30 protein-coding genes and 1 pseudogene are annotated in these 20,240 nt (G+C 43.4%); 14 read left to right on the top strand and 17 right to left on the bottom strand.

The features are described 5' to 3' along the window. Positions 1-52: 52 nt before the first annotated feature. The 4 genes from BN1002_RS05010 to BN1002_RS04995 form a co-directional block, all read right to left on the bottom strand. The gene (locus tag BN1002_RS05010) at positions 53-913 is read right to left on the bottom strand and encodes an AraC family transcriptional regulator (protein ID WP_048823919.1); all 861 of its coding nucleotides are present in this window, start codon (positions 911-913) and stop codon (positions 53-55) included. 22 nt (positions 914-935) lie between these two features. After that, entirely contained in the window at positions 936-1,448 is a 513-nt protein-coding gene (locus tag BN1002_RS05005; protein ID WP_082036137.1) for a GNAT family N-acetyltransferase, read from the bottom strand. 99 nt (positions 1,449-1,547) lie between these two features. Beyond that, a complete protein-coding gene (locus tag BN1002_RS05000) occupies positions 1,548-1,793 on the bottom strand; it encodes a PTS sugar transporter subunit IIC (RefSeq protein ID WP_048823918.1) in 246 nt (81 codons plus the stop codon). Positions 1,794-1,830: 37 nt separating this feature from the next. Beyond that, on the bottom strand, positions 1,831-2,250 hold the full coding sequence (locus BN1002_RS04995) for a membrane lipoprotein lipid attachment site-containing protein (protein WP_048823917.1): 420 nt from the start codon (positions 2,248-2,250) through the stop codon (positions 1,831-1,833). Positions 2,251-2,381: 131 nt separating this feature from the next. On the opposite strand from BN1002_RS04995, the gene BN1002_RS04990 reads away from it, so the two are divergent. Continuing rightward, a complete protein-coding gene (locus BN1002_RS04990; protein WP_048823915.1) occupies positions 2,382-3,191 on the top strand; it encodes a cobalamin-binding protein in 810 nt (269 codons plus the stop codon). 42 nt (positions 3,192-3,233) lie between these two features. On the opposite strand, the gene BN1002_RS04985 is transcribed toward BN1002_RS04990, so the two are convergent. Both BN1002_RS04985 and BN1002_RS04980 read right to left on the bottom strand, forming a co-directional pair. Further along, positions 3,234-3,710 (bottom strand): AraC family transcriptional regulator, encoded by a 477-nt coding sequence (locus BN1002_RS04985; protein ID WP_048823914.1) that lies wholly within the window; start codon positions 3,708-3,710, stop codon positions 3,234-3,236. 97 nt (positions 3,711-3,807) lie between these two features. Beyond that, positions 3,808-4,212, bottom strand: coding sequence for a hypothetical protein (locus BN1002_RS04980; protein WP_148362734.1), 405 nt, complete (start codon positions 4,210-4,212; stop codon positions 3,808-3,810). 142 nt (positions 4,213-4,354) lie between these two features. Here BN1002_RS04980 and BN1002_RS04975 point away from each other — a divergent pair, with 142 nt between their 5' ends. From BN1002_RS04975 to BN1002_RS04965, 3 genes are all read left to right on the top strand, one after another. Continuing rightward, positions 4,355-4,780: a MarR family winged helix-turn-helix transcriptional regulator gene (locus tag BN1002_RS04975; protein ID WP_048823911.1), complete on the top strand. Its 426-nt coding sequence runs from the start codon at positions 4,355-4,357 to the stop codon at positions 4,778-4,780. After that, complete coding sequence (locus BN1002_RS04970) at positions 4,764-5,102, top strand: DUF3147 family protein (protein ID WP_048823910.1); 339 nt, start codon at positions 4,764-4,766, stop codon at positions 5,100-5,102. The genes BN1002_RS04975 and BN1002_RS04970 overlap by 17 nt, the downstream gene beginning before the upstream one ends. A gap of 145 nt (positions 5,103-5,247) precedes the next feature. Next, positions 5,248-5,421, top strand: coding sequence for a hypothetical protein (locus BN1002_RS04965; RefSeq protein ID WP_231574973.1), 174 nt, complete (start codon positions 5,248-5,250; stop codon positions 5,419-5,421). 65 nt (positions 5,422-5,486) lie between these two features. Here BN1002_RS04965 and BN1002_RS23590 read toward each other — a convergent pair whose 3' ends face one another. Next, positions 5,487-5,630 carry a hypothetical protein gene (locus BN1002_RS23590; RefSeq protein ID WP_156129697.1) on the bottom strand — a complete coding sequence of 48 codons (144 nt, stop codon included), beginning with the start codon at positions 5,628-5,630 and terminating at the stop codon, positions 5,487-5,489. An 82-nt stretch (positions 5,631-5,712) separates the two neighbouring features. After that, complete coding sequence (locus BN1002_RS04960; RefSeq protein WP_148362733.1) at positions 5,713-6,099, bottom strand: hypothetical protein; 387 nt, start codon at positions 6,097-6,099, stop codon at positions 5,713-5,715. A 149-nt stretch (positions 6,100-6,248) separates the two neighbouring features. On the opposite strand from BN1002_RS04960, the gene BN1002_RS04955 reads away from it, so the two are divergent. The 4 genes from BN1002_RS04955 to BN1002_RS04940 all read left to right on the top strand — a co-directional run bounded on the left by BN1002_RS04955 (position 6,249) and on the right by BN1002_RS04940 (position 10,714). After that, on the top strand, positions 6,249-8,066 hold the full coding sequence (locus BN1002_RS04955; RefSeq protein WP_048823907.1) for a S41 family peptidase: 1,818 nt from the start codon (positions 6,249-6,251) through the stop codon (positions 8,064-8,066). A 48-nt stretch (positions 8,067-8,114) separates the two neighbouring features. Then, positions 8,115-9,932: a S41 family peptidase gene (locus BN1002_RS04950; RefSeq protein WP_048823906.1), complete on the top strand. Its 1,818-nt coding sequence runs from the start codon at positions 8,115-8,117 to the stop codon at positions 9,930-9,932. A 33-nt stretch (positions 9,933-9,965) separates the two neighbouring features. Further along, the gene (locus tag BN1002_RS04945; RefSeq protein ID WP_048823905.1) at positions 9,966-10,148 is read left to right on the top strand and encodes a DUF4083 domain-containing protein; all 183 of its coding nucleotides are present in this window, start codon (positions 9,966-9,968) and stop codon (positions 10,146-10,148) included. A gap of 188 nt (positions 10,149-10,336) precedes the next feature. Beyond that, positions 10,337-10,714: a hypothetical protein gene (locus BN1002_RS04940; RefSeq protein ID WP_052445614.1), complete on the top strand. Its 378-nt coding sequence runs from the start codon at positions 10,337-10,339 to the stop codon at positions 10,712-10,714. A 143-nt stretch (positions 10,715-10,857) separates the two neighbouring features. Here the strand turns inward: BN1002_RS04940 and BN1002_RS04935 are convergent, their stop codons facing one another. From BN1002_RS04935 to BN1002_RS04920, 4 genes are read right to left on the bottom strand one after another with little or no spacing between them, the layout of a single operon-like run. Beyond that, a complete protein-coding gene (locus BN1002_RS04935) occupies positions 10,858-11,280 on the bottom strand; it encodes a VOC family protein (RefSeq protein WP_048823904.1) in 423 nt (140 codons plus the stop codon). 24 nt (positions 11,281-11,304) lie between these two features. Beyond that, the gene (locus BN1002_RS04930; protein ID WP_048823903.1) at positions 11,305-11,631 is read right to left on the bottom strand and encodes a hypothetical protein; all 327 of its coding nucleotides are present in this window, start codon (positions 11,629-11,631) and stop codon (positions 11,305-11,307) included. A 6-nt stretch (positions 11,632-11,637) separates the two neighbouring features. Beyond that, entirely contained in the window at positions 11,638-12,234 is a 597-nt protein-coding gene (locus BN1002_RS04925) for an NUDIX hydrolase (RefSeq protein ID WP_048823902.1), read from the bottom strand. Positions 12,235-12,260: 26 nt separating this feature from the next. Then, complete coding sequence (locus tag BN1002_RS04920; RefSeq protein ID WP_048823901.1) at positions 12,261-12,656, bottom strand: hypothetical protein; 396 nt, start codon at positions 12,654-12,656, stop codon at positions 12,261-12,263. 147 nt (positions 12,657-12,803) lie between these two features. Between BN1002_RS04920 and BN1002_RS04915 the strand changes: the two are divergent. After that, positions 12,804-13,233, top strand: a pseudogene (locus BN1002_RS04915) (8-oxo-dGTP diphosphatase). 301 nt (positions 13,234-13,534) lie between these two features. Here the strand turns inward: BN1002_RS04915 and nadR are convergent. Both nadR and pnuC read right to left on the bottom strand, forming a co-directional pair. Further along, on the bottom strand, positions 13,535-14,569 hold the full coding sequence (nadR, locus tag BN1002_RS04910) for a multifunctional transcriptional regulator/nicotinamide-nucleotide adenylyltransferase/ribosylnicotinamide kinase NadR (protein ID WP_048823900.1): 1,035 nt from the start codon (positions 14,567-14,569) through the stop codon (positions 13,535-13,537). After that, positions 14,566-15,261: a nicotinamide riboside transporter PnuC gene (gene pnuC, locus BN1002_RS04905; RefSeq protein WP_048823899.1), complete on the bottom strand. Its 696-nt coding sequence runs from the start codon at positions 15,259-15,261 to the stop codon at positions 14,566-14,568. The genes nadR and pnuC overlap by 4 nt, the downstream gene beginning before the upstream one ends. 218 nt (positions 15,262-15,479) lie before the next feature. On the opposite strand from pnuC, the gene BN1002_RS04900 reads away from it, so the two are divergent. After that, positions 15,480-15,950, top strand: a complete 471-nt coding sequence (locus BN1002_RS04900; protein WP_048823898.1) for an acyl-CoA thioesterase — start codon at positions 15,480-15,482, stop codon at positions 15,948-15,950. A 43-nt stretch (positions 15,951-15,993) separates the two neighbouring features. Continuing rightward, positions 15,994-16,599 (top strand): metalloprotease family protein, encoded by a 606-nt coding sequence (locus BN1002_RS04895; protein WP_048823897.1) that lies wholly within the window; start codon positions 15,994-15,996, stop codon positions 16,597-16,599. A gap of 111 nt (positions 16,600-16,710) precedes the next feature. Here BN1002_RS04895 and BN1002_RS04890 read toward each other — a convergent pair whose 3' ends face one another. After that, positions 16,711-16,980: a DUF4190 domain-containing protein gene (locus BN1002_RS04890; RefSeq protein ID WP_048823895.1), complete on the bottom strand. Its 270-nt coding sequence runs from the start codon at positions 16,978-16,980 to the stop codon at positions 16,711-16,713. A 222-nt stretch (positions 16,981-17,202) separates the two neighbouring features. Between BN1002_RS04890 and BN1002_RS23585 the strand changes: the two genes are divergently transcribed. After that, positions 17,203-17,361, top strand: a complete 159-nt coding sequence (locus BN1002_RS23585; RefSeq protein WP_156129696.1) for a hypothetical protein — start codon at positions 17,203-17,205, stop codon at positions 17,359-17,361. Positions 17,362-17,772: 411 nt separating this feature from the next. Here the strand turns inward: BN1002_RS23585 and BN1002_RS04885 are convergent, their stop codons facing one another. Further along, positions 17,773-18,258 (bottom strand): GNAT family N-acetyltransferase, encoded by a 486-nt coding sequence (locus BN1002_RS04885; protein ID WP_197072742.1) that lies wholly within the window; start codon positions 18,256-18,258, stop codon positions 17,773-17,775. Positions 18,259-18,277: 19 nt separating this feature from the next. Beyond that, positions 18,278-18,781 (bottom strand): AAA family ATPase, encoded by a 504-nt coding sequence (locus BN1002_RS04880; RefSeq protein WP_048823894.1) that lies wholly within the window; start codon positions 18,779-18,781, stop codon positions 18,278-18,280. A 154-nt stretch (positions 18,782-18,935) separates the two neighbouring features. Between BN1002_RS04880 and BN1002_RS04875 the strand changes: the two genes are divergently transcribed. Both BN1002_RS04875 and BN1002_RS04870 read left to right on the top strand, forming a co-directional pair. Then, positions 18,936-19,523, top strand: a complete 588-nt coding sequence (locus BN1002_RS04875) for a DUF1259 domain-containing protein (RefSeq protein ID WP_331386296.1) — start codon at positions 18,936-18,938, stop codon at positions 19,521-19,523. A gap of 224 nt (positions 19,524-19,747) precedes the next feature. Then, complete coding sequence (locus BN1002_RS04870) at positions 19,748-20,239, top strand: SRPBCC family protein (RefSeq protein WP_048823893.1); 492 nt, start codon at positions 19,748-19,750, stop codon at positions 20,237-20,239. Position 20,240 lies beyond the last annotated feature (1 nt).

Here is a 20,240-nt window from a genome sequence, read left to right as displayed (position 1 = left end):
CATTTTCAGAACACAAAAAAGAGCTGATTATCAGCTCTTTTCATTGCACGGTTTATTTTTTGACCGGTATCCAAATCTCACTATAATAATCCTCTGACGAAGGATCGGCATCACTTGGATAGACTTCCATTTCCGCCCCTCCGGCATGTTCGTAGCCTGTTGCCGGGAACCATTCGGAGAATATCCTCCCCCATACTTTCGGCATCGTAGCTGGCATGGCGCCGTGTACCGGAAATACCGCCCATGCCGCCGCAGGAATTTGCCTCTCCTCCCAATCCTCAGGAACCGTTTCAATATTTTTTTCGGCGCCAATTAAATATGTGAGATTTTCCTGCTGCCTGTCAAAATCCATGCACACTCCGATCAATCCGAGTGGACCGCAGTTTTTTGCAAGCTCCCTTGAAAATCCATTTCCATTCGATTCAACCCAAAAAGCGGCAATCTTCCGGTTGTTCTCGCCTCCGATGGTGGATGTACGAATGCTTTTCCCGACAACTGTAAAAGCTTCCTTCTCAACAATCTTGTAATCCATTTCCACATCACCCTTTAATTGAATTTGAAAGGAAATCCTAGGATAGGCCTTCATGGATGGGCTGCTCTTCTTTACTTCGGATGGGCTGATGCCATGAATCCGACGGAACGCTTTTGCAAAAGCTTCCGGGCTTTCATATCCATACTTTAACGCAACATCAATCACTTTCATACGGGAGTTGGCCAATTCCTGCGCGGCAAGCGTGATGCGACGGTTCCGGATATATTCACTGACGGTAAAGCCTGTCAGCATGCTGAACATCCGCTGAAAATGGAACTTGGACATACAAGCGGCCGCTGCGATATCCTCTATCAAAAGCTCCTTATCCAAACTACTTTCCATATACTCGATGCTATCGAGCATCCTTTGCAGCCCTTCCATGCTTTATTCCCTCCTTCCGCTTTCAGTCTATCAGCGGCTTATGTACGATTCCTGTTCTTTCATGCTCGCTTGTGACAGGTTCCCCAGTCAACCTCAAGAAGTGGGTAGAATTTAAATATCCTTCGCCTTTTGAAAAACCATAAGAAGTATAAAATTCATCAGCTTCCACGGTGTCAGTGTGAAGAACGACTGTATCATAGTGCTTTTTTGCTTCTGAAAGAATCTCTGTTAATAGCAGGCTCCCAATCCAGGTTCGCCTGTATATTTGCCTGACATAAAATCTCCTCAATCTGCCAATCGCTTTCTCTGCTGAAAAAGGGTCCCTATTTAACCCGCCAATTGCAGCCGGTTCACCAGCATGTGTGAAGACGGCAAATAGAGCCTCCCCTGGAAGGCAGAATGTATTCATACCACTTTCATAGTCATTCACCAATCTCTCGACGAAACGAAAGCCTTCTTCTTTGCTTTCCTTCGCCAGCACATTTATGTCAATATCCATCAGCTGTTCGATTTTCTTGACTAGGAAATTCTTCATAACGCCTCCTGCAGTGATCTATTTATTAAATTTTTTCCCCTGAGATTCATTAAACTAAATGAAACAGGTGAACCTATTGCTTTCCTGCTTCCCACTCTATCATTCATTCCATAATTTACGCTGCCTTCTTTTTGCAAAAAAAGCCAGCGTAAAAGGGATTAGCGGAAAGAGTGCCAGCCATCTCATCCAATTTTCCGCGCCAAGGAAATATAGAAAAGGCAATATCATCAGCAGGCCACTAAGCCCGAAGGCTTTCGAGGACATTTTTAATAAACCAACGACTAAAAACAAGAATGATGCTGCAACAAAAACCCAGAAGAAAAAGCCAATCCAATCAAAGTTCATTCATTGCCACCTCACTCCTCTGGTGAAATTTGAGCAACTACTGATTTCCAGAAACCACACCGAAAGTAACCTCTTTACCATTGCCAAACGGTTTTACATTTTCATATTTCTTATCCAACTTGATTCGATATAACACTGGATTATTTATTGACTGATCGCCTTCTTCTACTGTGGCTTTATTATAAAGAATGTTCAAAGTCTCGCCTTTTCCTTTCACGTCAAAGTCAGTAAATTTCATCCCTTTACCTCCCTGCTTGGCGTTCGATCCATTTAGATAAACGTAGACTTCCTTTTCTCCATTAAAATACAAATGAACTCCATTTCGATTCCTGACTTCATGAACGAATGCCTTAACGTTTTTATTTACGCTTTTTTCACTTACTTCCGAAAAAGTCGGCTCCGCTCTGCATCCTGACAATAGTATGACTAATGCGAACAGAAACAAAATTTTCCTCATGTATGAGTCCCCCTTTAAAATTTGCATCCGTCATCCCCGGCTGTGCCTGTCATGGGTTAAACTTTCGCTTCCAAAATGAAATTTCAATATAATAGTAGATAAACATTATTTTTTTGCGGGAGGTTTTTTCTTTGAAGTTGATTTCCATCTGTCCAAGCAATACCGAACTTGCCGCTTATTTGGGGCTCGCTCCATCCCTTGTCGCTGTCGATGATTTTTCTAACTGGCCGGAAGAGATCAACGGATTGCCCCGTCTGGGACCGGATTTGGCTATCGATATGGACAAGGTGGAAGCTTTGCAGCCTGATCTTGTCTTGGCCTCCCTTTCCGTGCCAGGAATGGAGCGGAATATTGAGGAACTGGAAAAACGCGGCCTCCCTTATGTCATTGTTCCCAATCCTACAACGTTACAGGAAGTCGGGGACTGCCTCCTATTTGTCGGCCAGGCCACGAATACTGAAGAAACAGCGAGACTGCAGTATGAAAAATTCAACCGAATACTGGCAGACTACAAGTCCTTGAGCAAAAAAGTAAAGGAGCCTAAAGCCCTGTATTGGGAATGGTGGGCGAAGCCTGTCTTCACTCCAGGTGCCGCAAACTGGCTAACAGAAGTCAGCACACTTGCGGGCGGGCGGAACATTTTTGCCGATAAGCAGGAAGCCAGTGTACAGACTGATTGGGATGAAGTAAAAGACCGTGCTCCAGATGTCATCTGTGTCGTGTGGGTTGGTGTTCACAAAAAGAAGGTGAATCCGAAGGTCATTTTGAAACGGCCTGGATGGGAACAAATGAAGGCAATTGAAAACAAGCAGCTTTACATACTCGACGAACCGCTGTTTTGCCGGCCATCCCCGCTGTTGTTGAATGGATTGGCGCAAATCGCCCATATTCTTCATCCTGATGTTTATCCGGAATATCTTGTCGGAACGGATTTGTTATAGGGGGGCTAACGCGCTCCCCCTTTCATTAATTATTATAAAAGCTTATCTCTTTTTAACCGGGACATATAAATCGACTTTTCCTTTCCCCGTATGATCTTCATCGGGGTTATTCAAGTTAAATTCAAGATTGTGTCTAGCAAAATCAGGTTCATATTCACTATTAGGCAGCCATTCTTCATACATTAACTGATAAGCCTCCTGCAACTTATCAGGAGTATCATAGAAGTGATATACAGCATGAAGCCCGCCTTCTAACTTCTTGAACTGGATATCCTCATGATTCTCTTTTTCAAATCCAGCAGGAATCGTTACGCATGCATCGTGGCGGCATTCGCTAGGTTCAACCAATTCAGGATTATCCAATGAAATCCCGATAAATGATTGCTGCGGAGGGTAAAGCCTATTTTGAAGTGCCCAATCCAGCAGCCGTCCCCAATGTTCCTGTGGCTCAAAATAACTCCCGGTCCGTCTTAAAAAAGCTACCTCAGTTTCAGGCAATTCTTTAACAGTAATATTCATTATATTCATCTCCTCTCTAAGTAAGTTGCCGCTTCCTTCGCTTTACCTTTTAAAAAAATCTCTAATAATCTTCTAAAGCCATTAATGAAATTTATAATCAATAGTTCGCAGGATCGTCTGGATCGTCCGGATTGAAATTGTAATGATTGAATGTCAATCTATATTCCGCCTCCAGTATATCTTCGGCTGTTGATTTAATTATCGCCGAGTATCGGACTCCTTCTATCAATTTCGCTTCTTTTGGAATTCTCTCAGCTGTTTCCCACAAATCCGGAAACTTCTTAAGTTTAGCTTCGATTAAAAATTGCTCCTCATTTTCAACATGAGCATCGATCTCCACTCCCATGAAATGCTGGGTATCTTTGTTTTGCCTATCAAGGTAAAACTCTATTTCCCTGTAATAAAAGCCATTATATTTTATCGTCGTTTCGCTGGTTTTTCTGATTTCCGGGTGGCTCTCCTTGTTGAAATAGATACCTGCGGTAAGCATCAATAAAACCATCAGTCCTCCTGAAGAAAAAAATAACAATTTTCTCTTTTTCATCCCAGCACCTCTATTATAACTTGTTATTATTGAATTTCCGGAAAACTATGTCGTATAATGAGATATATTCTTACAAAACGATATATTAGGAGGGTTATTTTTGCAAAAAGAGATTGCTCAACTAAATAATCTTTGGACAGACATTTATTATTTCTTGCGTTATATCCACCAGGAAAAACTGACTCACCAGGCCATTCGGATTCTGCAAGTCATTCAAAAAGAGAACGAAACAGGAATAAAGGAGATTGCCGAGGCCATCCAGGTTTCCCACAACACGGCTTCAGAGCATATTAAGCGGTTACTGGAAAGAAACTTTGTTCTTAAAACACGCAGCACAACCGATGAACGAAAAGTTATTTTAAGACTGACTGAACAGGGAACAGAAATCCTTCATCGCCATTCAAGCCTTGATGAAGAAAAACTTAAACACCTATTATTTGAACAAATGAACTTGGAAGAAAGAAAACTTATCTTAGAGGCGTTTTCATTATTAAGGGAGAGAGCCGCTGATGTTTACAATCGTTAAAATATTCGTTTCGGCAGTTATTATTGCCGTTATTACTGAATTCTCAAGAAGATATCCAACACAAGGCGGGATCATTGCCGCTTTGCCTATTGTCAGCATATTAAGTATTCTCTGGCTGCATGTGCAGGGAGAGCACATCGAAAAAATAAGCAAGTTCGCCTTGGGCGTTGTCTGGGGGATTCCATCAACGGTTGTTATGCTGGTAATCATAGGTTTAGCTCTAAAACATTCAATCCACCTGTTTGCTTCGATTGGACTGGGTATGGCAGGCTGGCTGTTTTTTCTATTTGCTCAGGACTTCTTTGTAAAGCTACTACATTGATAGGCAATTTTTCTTAAAATTATTGATTCTATCAGCGTTTGTATTATACAGGCATTCCATTAATTCCATACTATAGCATCAAGATCATGTTTTCCTCCCAAGTAGGTGGATCGTGATGCTATTTTTCAAAAGGAGGATGGAATTTATGGGTTATCCTTATGGTCCGGGATTTGGTTATCGCCGTTTTGGCCCTTATCCCTATGGATATGGTCCTTATGGCTTTGGACCTGGCCGCCGTGCATTCGTAGGTGGTTTTGCGGGCGGATTCCTAGGTGGTTTCGCAGGCGCGGCTATTGGCTCCCGGCTTTTCTGGTTTTAATATTCTTTTAACCAGTGGAAATGAATGCTGATAATATGTCCCCTAAAAAGGGGGCATATTATTTTTCATTTGAAGAAAATATTGTAGATAATGAAGGCTGCAATTATCCCCACTACAACGAAGCCACCTACGGTTGGGCTGCCATAAAACGTCCTGTTCCAACCGTCACCTGTTTCTATTTTGCTCTCTGATTTTCCTCCCCGTTTCAATTAATCCTCCCCCTTAGTCCGGTCATGCATTGTCCCTTTCTTCGTTCACCACTCATCGAAAGTTCCCATTTTTCAAATTATTTTACTTACCTTCAGCTTTGCGAAAACATTGCGCCAAATCAGATTGTATATAATACTCATCCGTGACAACATTCCCTGTATCAAGAAAAATTTGAAGCTCCTCCTTCCCGTTCTCCCCTACAAAAAAGATCCTCCCGTCCGGTCCATGTTCGAAGACGATTTTTGAAAGTTTCTCCCTCTTAGCAGAGTTTATTTGCTCGATCATTTTATCGATTGTCTTTTTATCTTTAATTTCAAATGAATCCCCACTATCCTTACTCTTCAAAATTATTACTTTTTCAAAATCGGTGTCTTTAATAACTGTTCGTGACTCTATTGCAAAACTGGCCGTATAAATAAACATCATAGTCATCGCAAGTATCAAGAAAGAGATTGTCCTATTTTTCATCCCGGACCCCGCTTTACTCTTTTCCATTATTTTACTCAACATCCCCTTCCATTAGATAGCCTTTTTTATAAAATTCGGAATAAATATTTCCTAAACCATCAACTGGTTTATAATGGAATAATAGAATGGTTTTTCCAGGGGGAAAAGGAATGGATATAAAGATATTACGCATCATCGGTTTATTAGTTGTGATTGGTCTTGTAGCGATTGGCCTCAACTTCATGCCTGATAAGCAGGCTGATGTCAAAATAAAAAAACAAAATATCGACAAAAGGGCCGCAAATCTCGAAGCTTTCGGAAGGCTGTATGGTTACATCCGCTACTTCCATCCAAGTGACGAATCTGCCTCGCTTGATTGGACAAGGTTCGGTGTATATGGCGCTGAAAAAGTGAAGGATGCGGCAAATGAGCGGGAATTAAAGGCTGCTTTAAATGAGCTTTTTTTGCCTATCGCCCCTACCCTTTCATTGTACATAGAAGGTGAAAAGCCATCGAAGCAGGCAAAAATTAAACCGACGAGCGATATTGTCGCCTGGCAGCATTATGGGCCGCCCGGGAACGCGGCTCCAATCTTTCGAAGCAATCGCACTAAAGCCAAGCTCGCGGATGGACGCCGTCTTCTTGATAAAGAAATGCTCTTCAGTAATTTTCCTAAGACAGGCGAGAAATTTGAAGGCCAGCTTGGCAAGTCCCTTAGAGTATCGGTGCCGCTCACTTTGTATATAGAAAACGGCAAAACGCTTGGTACGACGAAAAAGAGCTGGGAAGACTTTGAAGAACTGAAAAAAGAACTGCTAAACCCGGATAGGAATTTAACGACTGCGAATGAAGATTACCGGTATGCCGGCATTATATCCTCATGGAATATGCTCGCCCATTTCCATCCCGCGTTTACAAATATGCCCTACGAAGAGGTAAACGGCCAACTCGGGATCTCACTTAAAAATGCAGCGAATAATAAAACTCGGGAGGATTATATCGAAACCCTATCTTCTCTCATGCTCACAACAAATGACGGACTGGCTACCTTTTCGTTTCCGGATCAAGTAAATGTTTATCGCCGCCTTCCCTTCGTGGCTGATCTGGTTGACGGCCAGATTGTGATAACTGTCGCTCCACAATACGGCGAATTTAAAACTGGGGACATCATCGAAACAATAAATGGTGAGGATTCAAAGTCTTATATCGAGTCACTTGCGAAGACACTACCAGGCTCACCCCAATTTAAATTGTGGAGTGCTATTGATTCTGTATTGGGTAATATGGAAACGAAAATAGTTTACAGCCACGATGGGCATAAACGCGAAGTAAGTTTTACCGAACGGGATTTGCATTACATCGATGAATTCAACCGCACTGGCAATTATGGAGTATTGGGTAACGGGATTTATTACATTAATTCCGCCATGAATGCTATTCCGGTCTTAGATTCAAATAGAGAAGAGCTCATACACGCGAAAGGCATCATTATTGACCTGAGGACATCGGGGCTTGATGACTTTTCCTATGCAAAAATAAAGGATCTCATCACGAATAAGCCTGCAAAATCGCCGGCAGAACGTGTCATGAGGGTCATTTATCCATACCGTAAAGATGTGACGTCTGAGGAAATGCCCTCACCTGACTCGACTCTCGCAGACGAAACTTTCAAAGGAAAGGTAGTCTTTTTATCTTATGGAGGTACGATCGGCCGGGCGGAGCACTTTCTGACTTATGTAAAGGAAAACCAACTGGGGACGATTGTCGGCCAGCCAACCGCCGGTGCATCCGGAACGTACCAATCTTTCCCGATTACGCTGAATCTTCATGGAATCATGACAGGGGCGGAACCTTTCAGCCGGGAAGGATATTCGACATATGCCGTTGGCGTCGAGCCGGATATACCGGTTGTCCGTACGATGGAAGGCGTCCGGAACGGAGTAGATGAGTATATAGAGAAAGCGCTCGAAATGATTCGCGACAACTGAGTTTGGCGAGTTTTTTGCCAGGGGGAGATTGAGATTAGAAAAGTTCGGATGATTGGATTCATTATTGTGTTGGCATTGGTCACTGCAGGGATTTATTACATGCCCGAAAAGCAGGCTGAATTGAAAGTAAAGAAAACAAGCGTAGACCGCACAATTGAGAATGTCGAGGCATTCGGGCGGCTTTATGGTTATGTCCGTTATTTCCATCCAAGTGATGAAGCGGCAAGCCTGGATTGGAACAGATTCGGTATTTTCGGGGTCAGCAAAGTGAAGTCCGCTCAGAATGAGAAAGAATTGAAGACCGCCCTTGAAGAGTTATTTTTGCCAATCGCCCCTACCCTTTCTTTGTATCTTGAGGGTGAAAAACCTCCTAAAAAGAGCGTGAAGAAAACGGATGCGGTGATTGCCTGGCAGCATCACGGGCCGCCCGGCATGTATGGTTCACTTTATAAAAGCAAGCGCGTGCCGGCTTCGATTGTAAATGGAGGGTATGCGTTTGAGGAAGGAAGCCTGTTCGCGGATTATCCACAGCTGGAAGAAAAATATTACGGAAAACTCGGCAAATCGCTGCGGTTCTCCCTTCCGCTTATCCTCTATACAGATAATGGCCAAACACTTGGCACTACAAAGAAAAGTTGGAAAGCTTATGAGAATCTGAAAGTGGAATTAGCTGCATTGAATTCCGGCTTGACGAGTGAAAGTGATAATTTCCGGTACGCCGGGGTGGTTTCAACCTGGAATATGCTTGAACACTTCTTTCCCTCTCCATACTTAATTGTTCCCTTTTACCCGTCTGTCGAGGAGAACGCCCTTCATCTTGACGGACAACTGGCGATATCTCTTAGGGAAGCCGCAGACGCAAAAGGTTTATTCGAGTATGTAAATGTCCTCTCTAGGCTTATGGAAAAGACCGGGGATGTCCAGGCGTCTTATTCTTTTTTGAATCTTACCAAGGATACGAGGCGCATGCAGTTCAGCCTTGATTTTGTTGAAGATAAGGTTGTGGTAACAGAAGCTTCCCTTTCCCCTATTCTTAGGCTGGGGGATGTTTTGCATACGATAAACGGAGTCGAGGTGAATAGGTATGTCGATTCCCTGTCCGAAACAATTCCCGGGCCACCTCATTTCAAAAAGTGGCGAGCCCTTGATGCTATTCTCGACCTTGATCAGGCCGAGGTTACCTACAGCAGGAATGGCGAAAAAAATACTGTAAAGTTAGGGAGCGATAGTTATGGGGTGTTTTCCGGATTGACATGGAAGAACCCTTATAAGGACCTTGGCAACGGGGTTTATTATATAAATCTTGCGACTGATGCGCGGGAACCTTTTCATAACAATTTGAATGGACTCATGAATGCGAGTGGGGTTATTTTTGATATGAGGAGCCCTGCGTATGATGATGCTTTTTTCGAAGAAATTATCGGCCATCTGACAGAGAAGCCAATAGTTGGGCCAGGGAAAAGGATTATGCAGGTGATATATCCTCACAGGGAGAATGCTACTTTTGTTGAAAAGCAGGAGAGTATGCAGCCTGTCCCGCCTGCATTTAAAGGAAAAGCCATTTTTCTTGTCAGTTCTGAAACGATCGGCCAGCCGGAACTGTATTTGAGTAGTATAAAGGATCATCAGCTTGGAACGATTGTCGGGCAGCCGACAGCAGGCGCGTTCGGTGACTATCAAATTTACCAGATTGCCGAAAGCCTGCGCGGGACGATGACCGCTTCTGATACATTGAACAAGGATCGAATTTCAATCATGTCCATAGGGATTCAGCCGGATGTCCTTGTTGAACGCACCCTTGAAGGTGTTGCGAAAGGCAAAGATGAGACTTTGGACATGGCAATTGAACTGTTAAAAGGGAAATAGGAAATAAAATACTAACCGGGAGGTACATATTAGATGGGCGATATGATTTTTCAACTTGGGTTTTTGATGCTGATTCTGCTCGGGATTTTATCATTCACGCTATTTATTAGGCGTTTACTGATTAACACAAGCTCAAGAGTGCAACTGATGCGCGAGACAGACCAAAAGCTTGATAGGATTATAGAATTGCTCGAGCAGCAGGCAAAACAAAAATAGAGACATGGTCGGGACAGAATACAGGGCAAATGTCCAAGGCTGTCTCGATTTTTTTTTTGAAAAGGGTGGTGAGGAAATGAGGGTTGAATTGTTCATTGTATTTGCCTTTGCCTCAATTTCCTTAGAAATTTAATAAGTGCCACACAATACCCCGTCCACTCGTCTATTTATGAAAGGGGGATTTTTGCGTGAGAAAATTTGTGTACATCCTTTCGGTTCTCATCTTTTTGGGAGGCTGCTATGCGGCCAGCAAAACGAATGAAGTGACCATTGGTCAAATCGATGCCGAGGAGGTTCTGCTTCTTGAGCCGGGCGCGGATATTTTTCAGCACGAGGGTGTGATTTATAAAACGAATGTTGATTGGGTCGAAGAATTAGTTTTGACAAAAGAGGTGCAGGTCGGGGAGATTAAAAAGACAAACTCACAGACCGACCAGTTCGCAGATGGAATGGCCAATAAACTTCCGGTCGGCGCGAAGATTTATTCAGCCAAGGAAAGAGGCGATATTTTGCTCGTAGATGTTGATGGAAGGCTACTGAAATATTTGGCTATTGTGGAAGGCTGACCTCACCTCAAGAACACCGACCTACAGACAGCGTTTTCCGTTTCTAAAAAGCATGGTTTTACATAAAATGAACTGCGGGAGAATTAGACGTTCTGGTTTCATTAGAGGTTTATAAACTAATTGAAATGATATTTTACTTAACATTATTCAGTAAATTCCCAGGCTGGATTCCAAACTACTTCCCACAAATGGCCGTCTGGATCTTGAAAGTATCCAGAATATCCTCCCCAAAAGGTATTATGTGGTGGAACCGTAATAATCGCTCCAGCCATTCTTGCCTGTTCCATTATCTTATCGACCTCTTTTTTACTCTCAACATTATGGCCAATCGTAAATTCAGTTGGACTCATTGGAGTCTGGTTAATGTTTGTGTCATGAGCAATATCTTTGCGATTCCAAATCGCGAGTTTTAATCCTGGCTGCAAATCGAAAAATGCAACGGCACCATGCTCAAATTCTTGACCCACTATTCCTTTTGTTGGCAACCCAAGTCCGTCCTTATAGAATTTCAACGACCTTTCCAAATCATCTACACCCAGAGTTATAACTGATATTCGTGGTTTCATCCAAATACCTCCTAAGACCTCAACTCAATTAGACCCTTTGAATAAAGAAAACTTCACTAACCCCACCATTAAAAACAACATGCTGACTCCCCATAGGACACCTGCAGTTCCTAGCCGCAGTGAAATTTCCTCTGAAGCCATCGGGTGGTCAACATTAAAACTGATTGCATCAAGCGCGTGGCTGACTGCCCAGCTGAAAAATGCGAAAAACACGATGACAAACCCGTATGCCAGCCGATTCCCTTTACCCTTTTTCGAGAATAACAACAAGAGCACAATCACAAGTGCTACTCCCATAATCAGCGAAAAACCGCCAGTCAGCAGCCCCATCGTTTCCTGCTCCATTAACATAGCCAATCACTCCCCGTTCGCTTTAATTTCTTTAATCCTTCCTAACACTTTTTGATAATACGACCCGTGCCCGACAAAGGCGTCGACACCAACGAGTTGTTTTTCTCCACCTCCGTCCCCCATCGTCACTTCCACTTTCAGTACAGCGCCGTCAAACAGCTTAATTGCATCCTCAAGCTTCACCTTAAACATGCTCTCCACTTCTTCTTTTTGCAAAATAAAATTCGGCACTGTTTCACACTCATACAAAAATACGTGGCAGAATTCCCGGTCACACATGTTTTCAAGAATAATTTCCTCTTTCAAAACACCAAGCGGAATTAAGTCCTTGAATTCAACTTTGACGCCTAACTCCTCCTCCACTTCCCTAATTCCATCCTCGATCGTTTCATCAGCCGTCAGATGGCCGGCGGAAGTAATATCAAATAAGCCAGGATAGTCCTTTTTATTCGGGGACCTTTTTTGCAAAAGAAGCTCGTCCCCCACCGTGAACCAGCAATGGAACGTTTCATGCCAGTCCCCCGCCCTATGTACTTCCTCCCGTGGTTTATGGCCGATGCAGACCATGTTATCGTCGAATATCCTTAATATCTCAGCTGCCATGTTCCATCTTCCTCCGTTTGTTTAAGTTAAGCTTTCAATTTATCTAATGCATTCCTTACTTTTTCATTCAGTTCCTGATGATCGGTGTGAGGAAAATAGATTATCGCGAAGTCATCATAATAATAAACCTCGGGCGAATGCGTAAATTCCATTACGGCCAAATTCCCATCAATTCGCTCCTTTATTCTCTCCCGATTACCAAAATTGTAAAACAAAATGATCCTTCCACCCTCAAAATCATAATTTTCTTCTTTCGACTCCGGAAAATCAAAGCTTTTGGAGTTATCTTTCTGAACTTCTAAATGTATCCCCTCTTCTTGAAAACTGGAGATGATTTTATCTTTTAGTTTGACTTCCTCTTGATTATCGATGCAGGCGGATAAGAGTAGTAAAAACGAGAGAAATATTAATAAACGCCTCATCTACCCAGCCCCCTTCTCCCTTTAATTCAAGTTTACTTTATCTTTTCTATTTAGAAAAGTTTGGTAAAATAAACTTTAAAAAGACTTGGATGCTCAAGGGGAACATAGGTGGAGAATGCGATAAACTATAAATTCTGGACCGTCTGCATGGTTCAGAATGGGGATTCTGTGCTGCTTCTTGACCGGCAGCATGACGAAGGAGTTCATTCCGCCAGGCGGAAAGGTCGATTTTCCGGAGAGCTTCGTAGAGGCGGCAATCCGTGAGGTGAAAGAAGAAACCGGCCTCGATGTCAGCAATTTGCAATTTAAAATCCTCTATGAATATGTAAATCCGAAGAAAAATGACCGGTATATCATTTTCAATTATATTACCAAGGATTTTAAAGGAACTTTGCTGGAGGATCCCACTGAGGGTAAACCTGTCTGGGTTCCAATCAGCGAAACATCCAACCTTCCCATGCAAAAATCAATCCGGAGAAGTTTTCCTTATTTTTTCGAAGAAGGAACCTATGAAATTCAGGTAGTATGGGACGATGACAAAAATGAAGAAGCCAGCATCAGTATTAAACGTACATAAAAAAGAAGTGGTTTTACTATTGGGGTTAGATACCTGTTTTATGCGCCGATTCACCTTGTTTATGAGCGGATTCGACTCGCTTATGCTCCATTCCATGCCGAGTATGCGTCAATTCAGAGGGTTTATGCGCCAACTCGCGGAAAAATTAAGATTTATATAATTGCCTGGATATCAAAAAAACGACCATCAATTGCATCTGCAATTTAATGGTCGATTTGTTTTACTTTATTTAATTTTATGGCTGGTTACAGGACCCCTTACGAATTTAAGCCCTTTTTTCCGTGTCTTTTTTGCAGAAATCTTATTCCCTGATTAATTCATCAATGAGCCGGACTGCTTTTTCAAGCCTTTCCGTATAATTGCCGCTAATTATTTGATAGGAAACGCCATGCTCCCGAAACAGGTCCTTCAGGATGCCGTTGTTCCTTTCGCGGACTTCCTGTTCTCCGAAAGAACGGGTGCCGTCGTCGACCCACTCCACGTCTGGCTCAAGAAACAGCCATAAATCATAGTTCTGAAGCTTGGCTATTTCATCGAGGACGGGCTGTCTTTTGCCTAAGTAGGCGATGGAGAAGTACTGGGTGACGATGGCTTCCGTATCAATGATCAGCACCTTATTGGCCCGCTTGAGCTCCCGGCTCTCCCTGTTCTTGTGCTCGAAAGCGATCCTCGGATAGTCCTCCTCGATTGTGATTCCTTCACAGCCGCCGATTTCATCATAAAATGTCCTTCCGTACTCTTCCACATAAGCAGTGTTGTAAAGAGTGGCCAGGTTGTTCGCCAGCGTCGATTTCCCGCAGCTTTCCGTGCCCACGATGACGACCTTTTTTGCAAAATAGGGCTTTACGACATCAGGCAGCAGTTCCCAATGCTTCATAGGCCCCTCATTGCGGAGCTCCTTCCCTGAAATCCGGTAAGCATCACGGCCCGCGTCGAGAACGACATGCGCTGCAGATGGATACAGCTTGTCAAAATAGCCGCTGTAGGCGGGTTCCGAACTGAAGACAATATCGATTTCTTTGCCGACGGCCGCTTTCATCGCGGCGGCCCCTTTCTCCCAATCGGTGAATTGGCCAGTCTGGATTTCTTCAACAGCATGGACATAGACGTGCGGCAGTTGTTTCGTCAGTTCAGTCCACCAGCGAAGTCTGATGTAATAGGGAATATGCGGGATTTTTGCATCCTGCAAAATCACTTCCCTTTCAAACCGGTCATCATAGGAAACGATGACATGAAGTTCATCCACCATTGTGCTCGCCCGTATCATCGCAGCGACATGGCCCATGTGGACCGGGTAGAACTTGCCTCCATACATGCCAACTTTGCCAATCGTCATCCGATTGCCACTCCCTGTTTCTTGGACATTTTGATCCAGTTAATATAGCCATAAATGCTGTTAATCAAAAAAGCGCTCCACATGACGAGCATGTTGTAGTCATTCCCGCCTGTTTTATAAAGCGTGATTGCCCATAACGCAATCGACAGGACATTGACAAGGATCCACAGCGCCCATTGCTCTGCAAACCGCTTGACCATCAGGATTTGCGCGATGATCGACACGACCACGGCGACTGAATCGATACGAACCTGCTGGCCGCCAATCAGGTGAAGGAGTTCGGCATAAAGGGCCGAAGAGACGATGGTGATGATGCTCACCCAGACCCACTGCTTTTTATTCAACCGCTTGACGGCGACATCTTCACCGATTGTCCCCTCGCCAATCTGATTCTTTTTCCAATAATAAATCCCGATGAATTGGAGCGGGAAATAAAACAATGCGTTCAGCATAGCCTCCCCGTACAAGCCATAGCCGTAGGAAATGTAAGCATACGTGCCGGTTTGGATAATCCCGAAATAATAGTTGCTAATTTTCCCTTTCGCGACGAGAACGACACATAACATGCCGGTGATCGAACTGATCAATCCAATCAACGTATCGTCCCAGGCAAAAAATAAAAAGATATTGACCGCAGTAAATACTAAAAGCCAGATTTTCTCAAACAGCGTCCAGTCTTTTAACACGCCCATCTCTCCCCCGTACTTCTCGCATCGGCCATTCACGTGCTTTAAACTGCAATTGTTTGGCAGATAGAGCATTTTGTATTACATTAAATATATATGACGGGTTGGGTTTTTACTATTTTGAATTGGTAAACCTTTAATTTAGATCCATCCTCTTTTTAGGAGATGGATTTTATCTTTTTTTACAAAAGTTAAGAACAACTAGAGGAAAGTGGGAATTCATCATGGAACAGAAGCTATCGACAAATGTATCGCGGACTATCCAGACAAAACTCGTCCTGCCGCCAGATACGAATCATATGGGAACAATTTTCGGCGGGAAGATCCTGGCGCTGATTGATGAAATCGCCGCCATTGCCGCGATAAAACACAGCAAAACAGCGGTCGTGACCGCTTCAATCGATAAAGTCAATTTCCGGTCTTCAGTTAAATTGGGAGATATTCTTACAATAGAAGGATTCGTCATTTCGACAGGCAGGACTTCAATGGAAGTATATGTGAAAGTGGAATGTGAACATATCGATACAGGGGAACGCAGGCTGACAACCGATTCATTTATAACTATGGTTGCGATTGACGGCGACAATAGACCTACTGCCGTTCCTGGAGTGATCCCTGAAACAGACGAGGAACGAGAACTGTATAAACAGGCGCAGGAAAGACGCGCACTGAGGCAGTCGGGCAGGAAAAGCTAACTTTTGTAAATGTTATTTGACTACTTGATTGCGAGTTGATTAAATGAAAATCCAAAACAGGATCCCACAATTTAATGAAGGATTACATAAGGAATTGATTGACAATGGTTGGACCCCCTTGAAGGAACCAAATAATATATCAACGGCCATTTTAGCGTCGATTCCTTTTATGATTGGCGCTGGCCTATTTTCCTTCTGGATGTTGAACCTGCTATTGCCTTTTTCTTTGAAAGAGTTTGGGATTGAGGATGATGGTGTTATGATTACGATTCATCCTGGAATTATCCTGTCTTTCTTGTTATTGTTAATCATTCATGAACTGCTTCATTTGGTTTTGATCCCAAACTTCTTGAGATCAGACAACACGCTGATTGGGCTTACCTGGTTTGGCGGATTTGTTGCGACGGAGGAAAAAATTCCGAAATGCCGATTTATCCTTATTACGTTAGCACCGTTCGTTATTATTTCTATTATTATCCCCTTAATCTTAAGTGCATTCGGATTGCTGACGACATTGTTGAAAATACTCATTCTAATAAACTCACTCGCATCATCGGTAGATTTGCTAAATTTTCTCCTTGTCAGTAAACAAGTTCCTAAAAATGCGATTCTCGTAAGCAACGGGCCGAGAACTTATTGGAGAATGTAGAGGAAAACGAAGGAACCTGATGTTCAAATCATCAGGTTCCTTTTTGAGCACATAATTATAATTAAGCATAAGAAATGACAATCACTTTTTTAAATAGGCAGATCCTATCATTTATCCACTAATAGTAGTTAATGATAAAAATGAAATATATCCGATCACGGCAAGAAGGGACAGAATGATCCCAACAATACTGCAAACCAGTCCTGCGGTTGCTAATCCTCCGCCATTTTCACCTGTTTGGTTAATTTGTTTTACAGCTTTTCTTGAATAAATGATTCCGATAACTCCAAGGATTAAACCGATTAAAGGTAATAATAATGCCAAAATGCCAACCGTTAAGGATATTACTGAACTAGTGTTTGTTTGAGTGTTTTGGTCCATGTTTCATCCTCCCCCTCATTCATTTTACCACATTATTCCAACGTTTACCTATAAGAAAAGATTCTATTGCCTTCGGACAACCTGCCTGCGAAAAAACAATATCCTGTCCGAAGGTGGGATGACTTCGGACAACTTGCCAGCAAAAAAGCGACATCCTGTCCGAAGATGGGATGACTTCGGACAATCTGCCTGCGAAAAAGCAATATCCTGTCCGAAGGTGGGATGACTTCGGACAACTTGCCTGAAAAAAACGACATCCTGTCCGAAGATGGGATGACTTCGGAAAACCTGCCAGCGAAAAAGCAATATCCAGTCCGAAGGTGGGATGACTTCGGACAACTTGCCAGCAAAAAAGCGACATCCTGTCCGAAGATGGGATGACTTCGGACAACTTGCCAGCAAAAAAGCGACATCCTGTCCGAAGATGGGATGACTTCGGACAACCTGCCTGCGAAAAAGCAATATCCTGTCCGAAGATGAGGTGACTTCGGACAACCCGCCTATGAAATAGCAATATCCTGTCCGAAGATGGGATGACTTCAGACAACTTGCCAGCAAAAAAGCGACATCCTGTCCGAAGATGAAGTGACTTCGGACAACTTGCCTATGAAATAGCAATTTCCTGTCCGAAGATGAGGTGACTTCGGACAACCCGCCTATGAAATAGCAATATCCTGTCCGAAGATAGAATCACTTCGGACAACCATCAAGTGAAAAAGCGAAATCCTGTCCAAAGATAAGAGACCTTGTATCAAAGTTTAATTGATAGCGCTTTTTAGTAGAATTGATTAATTATAATCTCAGTAACATCCTAACCGTCTTAAGAATGTGCCCGTCAAAATCATCATCAAATTCTCCAATTACCGTGAAACCCTTCGCTTCATAAAAAGTCCTGCCAATCAGGTTGTCTCGTTCAACATTGATGTAAAGTTCTTTTATGCCTTCCAGCTTGGCGATCCCCTCGTTCAACAACGCTGTGCCAATTCCCTTTCCTTGGCACTCGGGATAAAGGTAAATGGCGGCGAGTTCAACTTTCCCGCCTTCTTTGACTTTAGAATAATTGGCAAAACCGACAATTTCCCCTGCAACCTCGGCAACCAGCATGAGCGAGTATTCCATCCGCCTCTTCATCATTTCGTCACTATAGGCGGAGTTTAAAAAGCTTTTCTGGATTTCTGCTGGGATAATCCCTTCATAAGTTGCGTTCCAGCTCGTTTTTGCCACCTGTTGGACTTGCTTTGTATCTTCTATTCTCATATTTCGAATGGTGTATTCCACTTTTCCATGCCTCCCTTTCTTAAAAAAGATCCTTTAAAAATCCTGCTAACTCCCGTTTATTCCGAATGACTTTCAGTTTCCGTTCATCCGCATATGTATTAAAGAAATTCGGCCTGCCAACCTGTTCGAAATGCCTATTCCACTTGAACATTTTGAATAGCATATCGTTAGTAACCTTGTAATTCGCTTTTTCAAGGCCGAGTTTTTGCAAAATAAATCGGCTGGTGATCCGGTATATCCTCGTGGAATAAGGTGGATCCAGGTAAACCTGCACGTCTGCCTGCCGGAATGTTTCATAGGTCCAGTTCTCGTTATGGACGCCTTCGATAATCCATGAATCCATATGGAGAATTTCGTCAAGGCACTCCCCCATTTCTTCCTCCGTCCTTCTCCTGTCGCCGGATGGAAGCCGTTCACGGACGACATTGTCCAGCTCGTAAAACGGAATGTCCAGCTGGCGTGAAAGCAGCCGCGCCAATGTCGTCTTTCCGCTCCCAACCGAGCCTATGATGCGGATTTTCATGTTAATTTTTCGCCATCCTTTTACTATCGCCTTGCTATTTCCTTATCGTTTTTTCTTTTTGCAAAAATGGTCTTTGTTCCTAATGAACTTGTCCATACAGGATCACGCTTTCGGAATATGCTGTTTAGTAGAAATGCAGAAAGGAGTGATCAGTATGGGAAGAAGAGAATATGATCGGCATGGAAACCAGAATTTCCTTGAGTGCTTTGGCGGCTGTTCGTTTGACGGCTTTGAAGAAGACTTCATGATGGTACCAGAAGTAGAAGCTGAATCCGAGTTTGGCCACCATCATCCCGGCAAGAAAAAACATCATCACCAACATGACCACCAAGGCGGGAATGTCGGCGGCATCAGCATGTCCACTTGCCAAAGGCTTGCGAACATCATCGGAGGAGCGGTTATTACCTCAACACCTGCCTGTGTCGTCCAGCGAAATCGTAATATTAATGCGACGATTCTTGGCCGGCGGACCCGATCCCCACTAGCGCTGCCCTTCGCCTTGTCCTTCGAAGACAATCGGAACGGCAGAACGTTGAACCTTGGCGAATCCGTTGTTCTCCAGGAAGAAATCAACCCGCTCATGACAGCCCTTCGCAAGCGCGGCATTATCGTTACGGCGGTCCACAACCATTGGCTATTTGATCAGCCTAGGCTGATGTATATGCACTGGGAAAATACAGGCGACCCCTTCCAATTCGCGCGCAATAGCTTTGAAGCAGCTAGAGAAGCAGGCTTATTCTAATACCGAACCATTAGGCATCATCCAGATTGGATGGTGCTTTTTGCCATGACCATAAGGCTTCAAAACCCAAGAACTCCCTTTGGAACAAGCGTAGTTCCTGTTTCCTCATCATATTAGACATTCATCATCCAAGCAAACAGTTTTTTCCGAATTTTCTTCATTTTGGATTATTCCTCATGTTAAGATGGAAGAATACTAAGTTTTTACATTTAGGAGGAAGCGATTTGGAAACTGCGGCAGATCAGAAAGTGATTAGGAAAGAAGTAGTGGTGAATGCACCACTCGATTTCGCCTGGTTCGCATGGACCCTCGGCGAGAGAGTTGCCATTTGGTTCGCACCGGAAACAGTGATTGACCCAAAGGTCGGAGGCGCCTATGAACTTTATTTTATACCCGGCAATAAAAACGGGATGAATACCAGTGGCTGCAAAATTACGAAACTTGAGGAAAAGAAGGAATTATATTTTACTTGGAAAGGTCCCGACCCATTCGCGGATGTAATGAACCAAGAAAATAACCTTACAGAGGTACGGGTCCATTTTGAAGAACTGGGACCAGAGCAAACAAAGGTTATCGTCAACCATATCGGTTTCCAAGAGGATGAAGCCTGGGCCGAAGCATTCGAATGGCACACTAACGCCTGGGCAGATGTTCTTGGAAGCCTAAAAACGGCTCTTGAAACAGGCAAAGGCGACCTCTGCTGCCAGCCAGATTGAT

Source organism: Bacillus sp. B-jedd (assembly GCF_000821085.1).
In the GTDB taxonomy this organism is placed as follows: domain Bacteria; phylum Bacillota; class Bacilli; order Bacillales; family Cytobacillaceae; genus Bacillus_D.
This window is presented reverse-complemented; position numbering and strand designations above follow the sequence as displayed.

Bases quoted from the DNA above. Each gene is read 5' to 3' on its own strand.
- BN1002_RS05010 (WP_048823919.1), bottom strand. From the start codon at position 913: ATGGAAGGGCTGCAAAGGATGCTCGATAGCATCGAGTATATGGAAAGT.
- BN1002_RS05005 (WP_082036137.1), bottom strand. From the start codon at position 1,448: ATGAAGAATTTCCTAGTCAAGAAAATCGAACAGCTGATGGATATTGAC.
- BN1002_RS05000 (WP_048823918.1), bottom strand. From the start codon at position 1,793: ATGAACTTTGATTGGATTGGCTTTTTCTTCTGGGTTTTTGTTGCAGCA.
- BN1002_RS04995 (WP_048823917.1), bottom strand. From the start codon at position 2,250: ATGAGGAAAATTTTGTTTCTGTTCGCATTAGTCATACTATTGTCAGGA.
- BN1002_RS04985 (WP_048823914.1), bottom strand. From the start codon at position 3,710: ATGAATATTACTGTTAAAGAATTGCCTGAAACTGAGGTAGCTTTTTTA.
- BN1002_RS04980 (WP_148362734.1), bottom strand. From the start codon at position 4,212: ATGGTTTTATTGATGCTTACCGCAGGTATCTATTTCAACAAGGAGAGC.
- BN1002_RS04970 (WP_048823910.1), top strand. From the start codon at position 4,764: ATGTTTACAATCGTTAAAATATTCGTTTCGGCAGTTATTATTGCCGTT.
- BN1002_RS04965 (WP_231574973.1), top strand. From the start codon at position 5,248: ATGGGTTATCCTTATGGTCCGGGATTTGGTTATCGCCGTTTTGGCCCT.
- BN1002_RS04960 (WP_148362733.1), bottom strand. From the start codon at position 6,099: ATGAAAAATAGGACAATCTCTTTCTTGATACTTGCGATGACTATGATG.
- BN1002_RS04955 (WP_048823907.1), top strand. From the start codon at position 6,249: ATGGATATAAAGATATTACGCATCATCGGTTTATTAGTTGTGATTGGT.
- BN1002_RS04950 (WP_048823906.1), top strand. From the start codon at position 8,115: ATGATTGGATTCATTATTGTGTTGGCATTGGTCACTGCAGGGATTTAT.
- BN1002_RS04945 (WP_048823905.1), top strand. From the start codon at position 9,966: ATGGGCGATATGATTTTTCAACTTGGGTTTTTGATGCTGATTCTGCTC.
- BN1002_RS04935 (WP_048823904.1), bottom strand. From the start codon at position 11,280: ATGAAACCACGAATATCAGTTATAACTCTGGGTGTAGATGATTTGGAA.
- BN1002_RS04930 (WP_048823903.1), bottom strand. From the start codon at position 11,631: ATGTTAATGGAGCAGGAAACGATGGGGCTGCTGACTGGCGGTTTTTCG.
- BN1002_RS04925 (WP_048823902.1), bottom strand. From the start codon at position 12,234: ATGGCAGCTGAGATATTAAGGATATTCGACGATAACATGGTCTGCATC.
- BN1002_RS04920 (WP_048823901.1), bottom strand. From the start codon at position 12,656: ATGAGGCGTTTATTAATATTTCTCTCGTTTTTACTACTCTTATCCGCC.
- nadR (WP_048823900.1), bottom strand. From the start codon at position 14,569: ATGACGATTGGCAAAGTTGGCATGTATGGAGGCAAGTTCTACCCGGTC.
- pnuC (WP_048823899.1), bottom strand. From the start codon at position 15,261: ATGGGCGTGTTAAAAGACTGGACGCTGTTTGAGAAAATCTGGCTTTTA.
- BN1002_RS04900 (WP_048823898.1), top strand. From the start codon at position 15,480: ATGGAACAGAAGCTATCGACAAATGTATCGCGGACTATCCAGACAAAA.
- BN1002_RS04895 (WP_048823897.1), top strand. From the start codon at position 15,994: ATGAAAATCCAAAACAGGATCCCACAATTTAATGAAGGATTACATAAG.
- BN1002_RS04890 (WP_048823895.1), bottom strand. From the start codon at position 16,980: ATGGACCAAAACACTCAAACAAACACTAGTTCAGTAATATCCTTAACG.
- BN1002_RS23585 (WP_156129696.1), top strand. From the start codon at position 17,203: ATGACTTCGGACAACTTGCCTGAAAAAAACGACATCCTGTCCGAAGAT.
- BN1002_RS04880 (WP_048823894.1), bottom strand. From the start codon at position 18,781: ATGAAAATCCGCATCATAGGCTCGGTTGGGAGCGGAAAGACGACATTG.
- BN1002_RS04875 (WP_331386296.1), top strand. From the start codon at position 18,936: ATGGGAAGAAGAGAATATGATCGGCATGGAAACCAGAATTTCCTTGAG.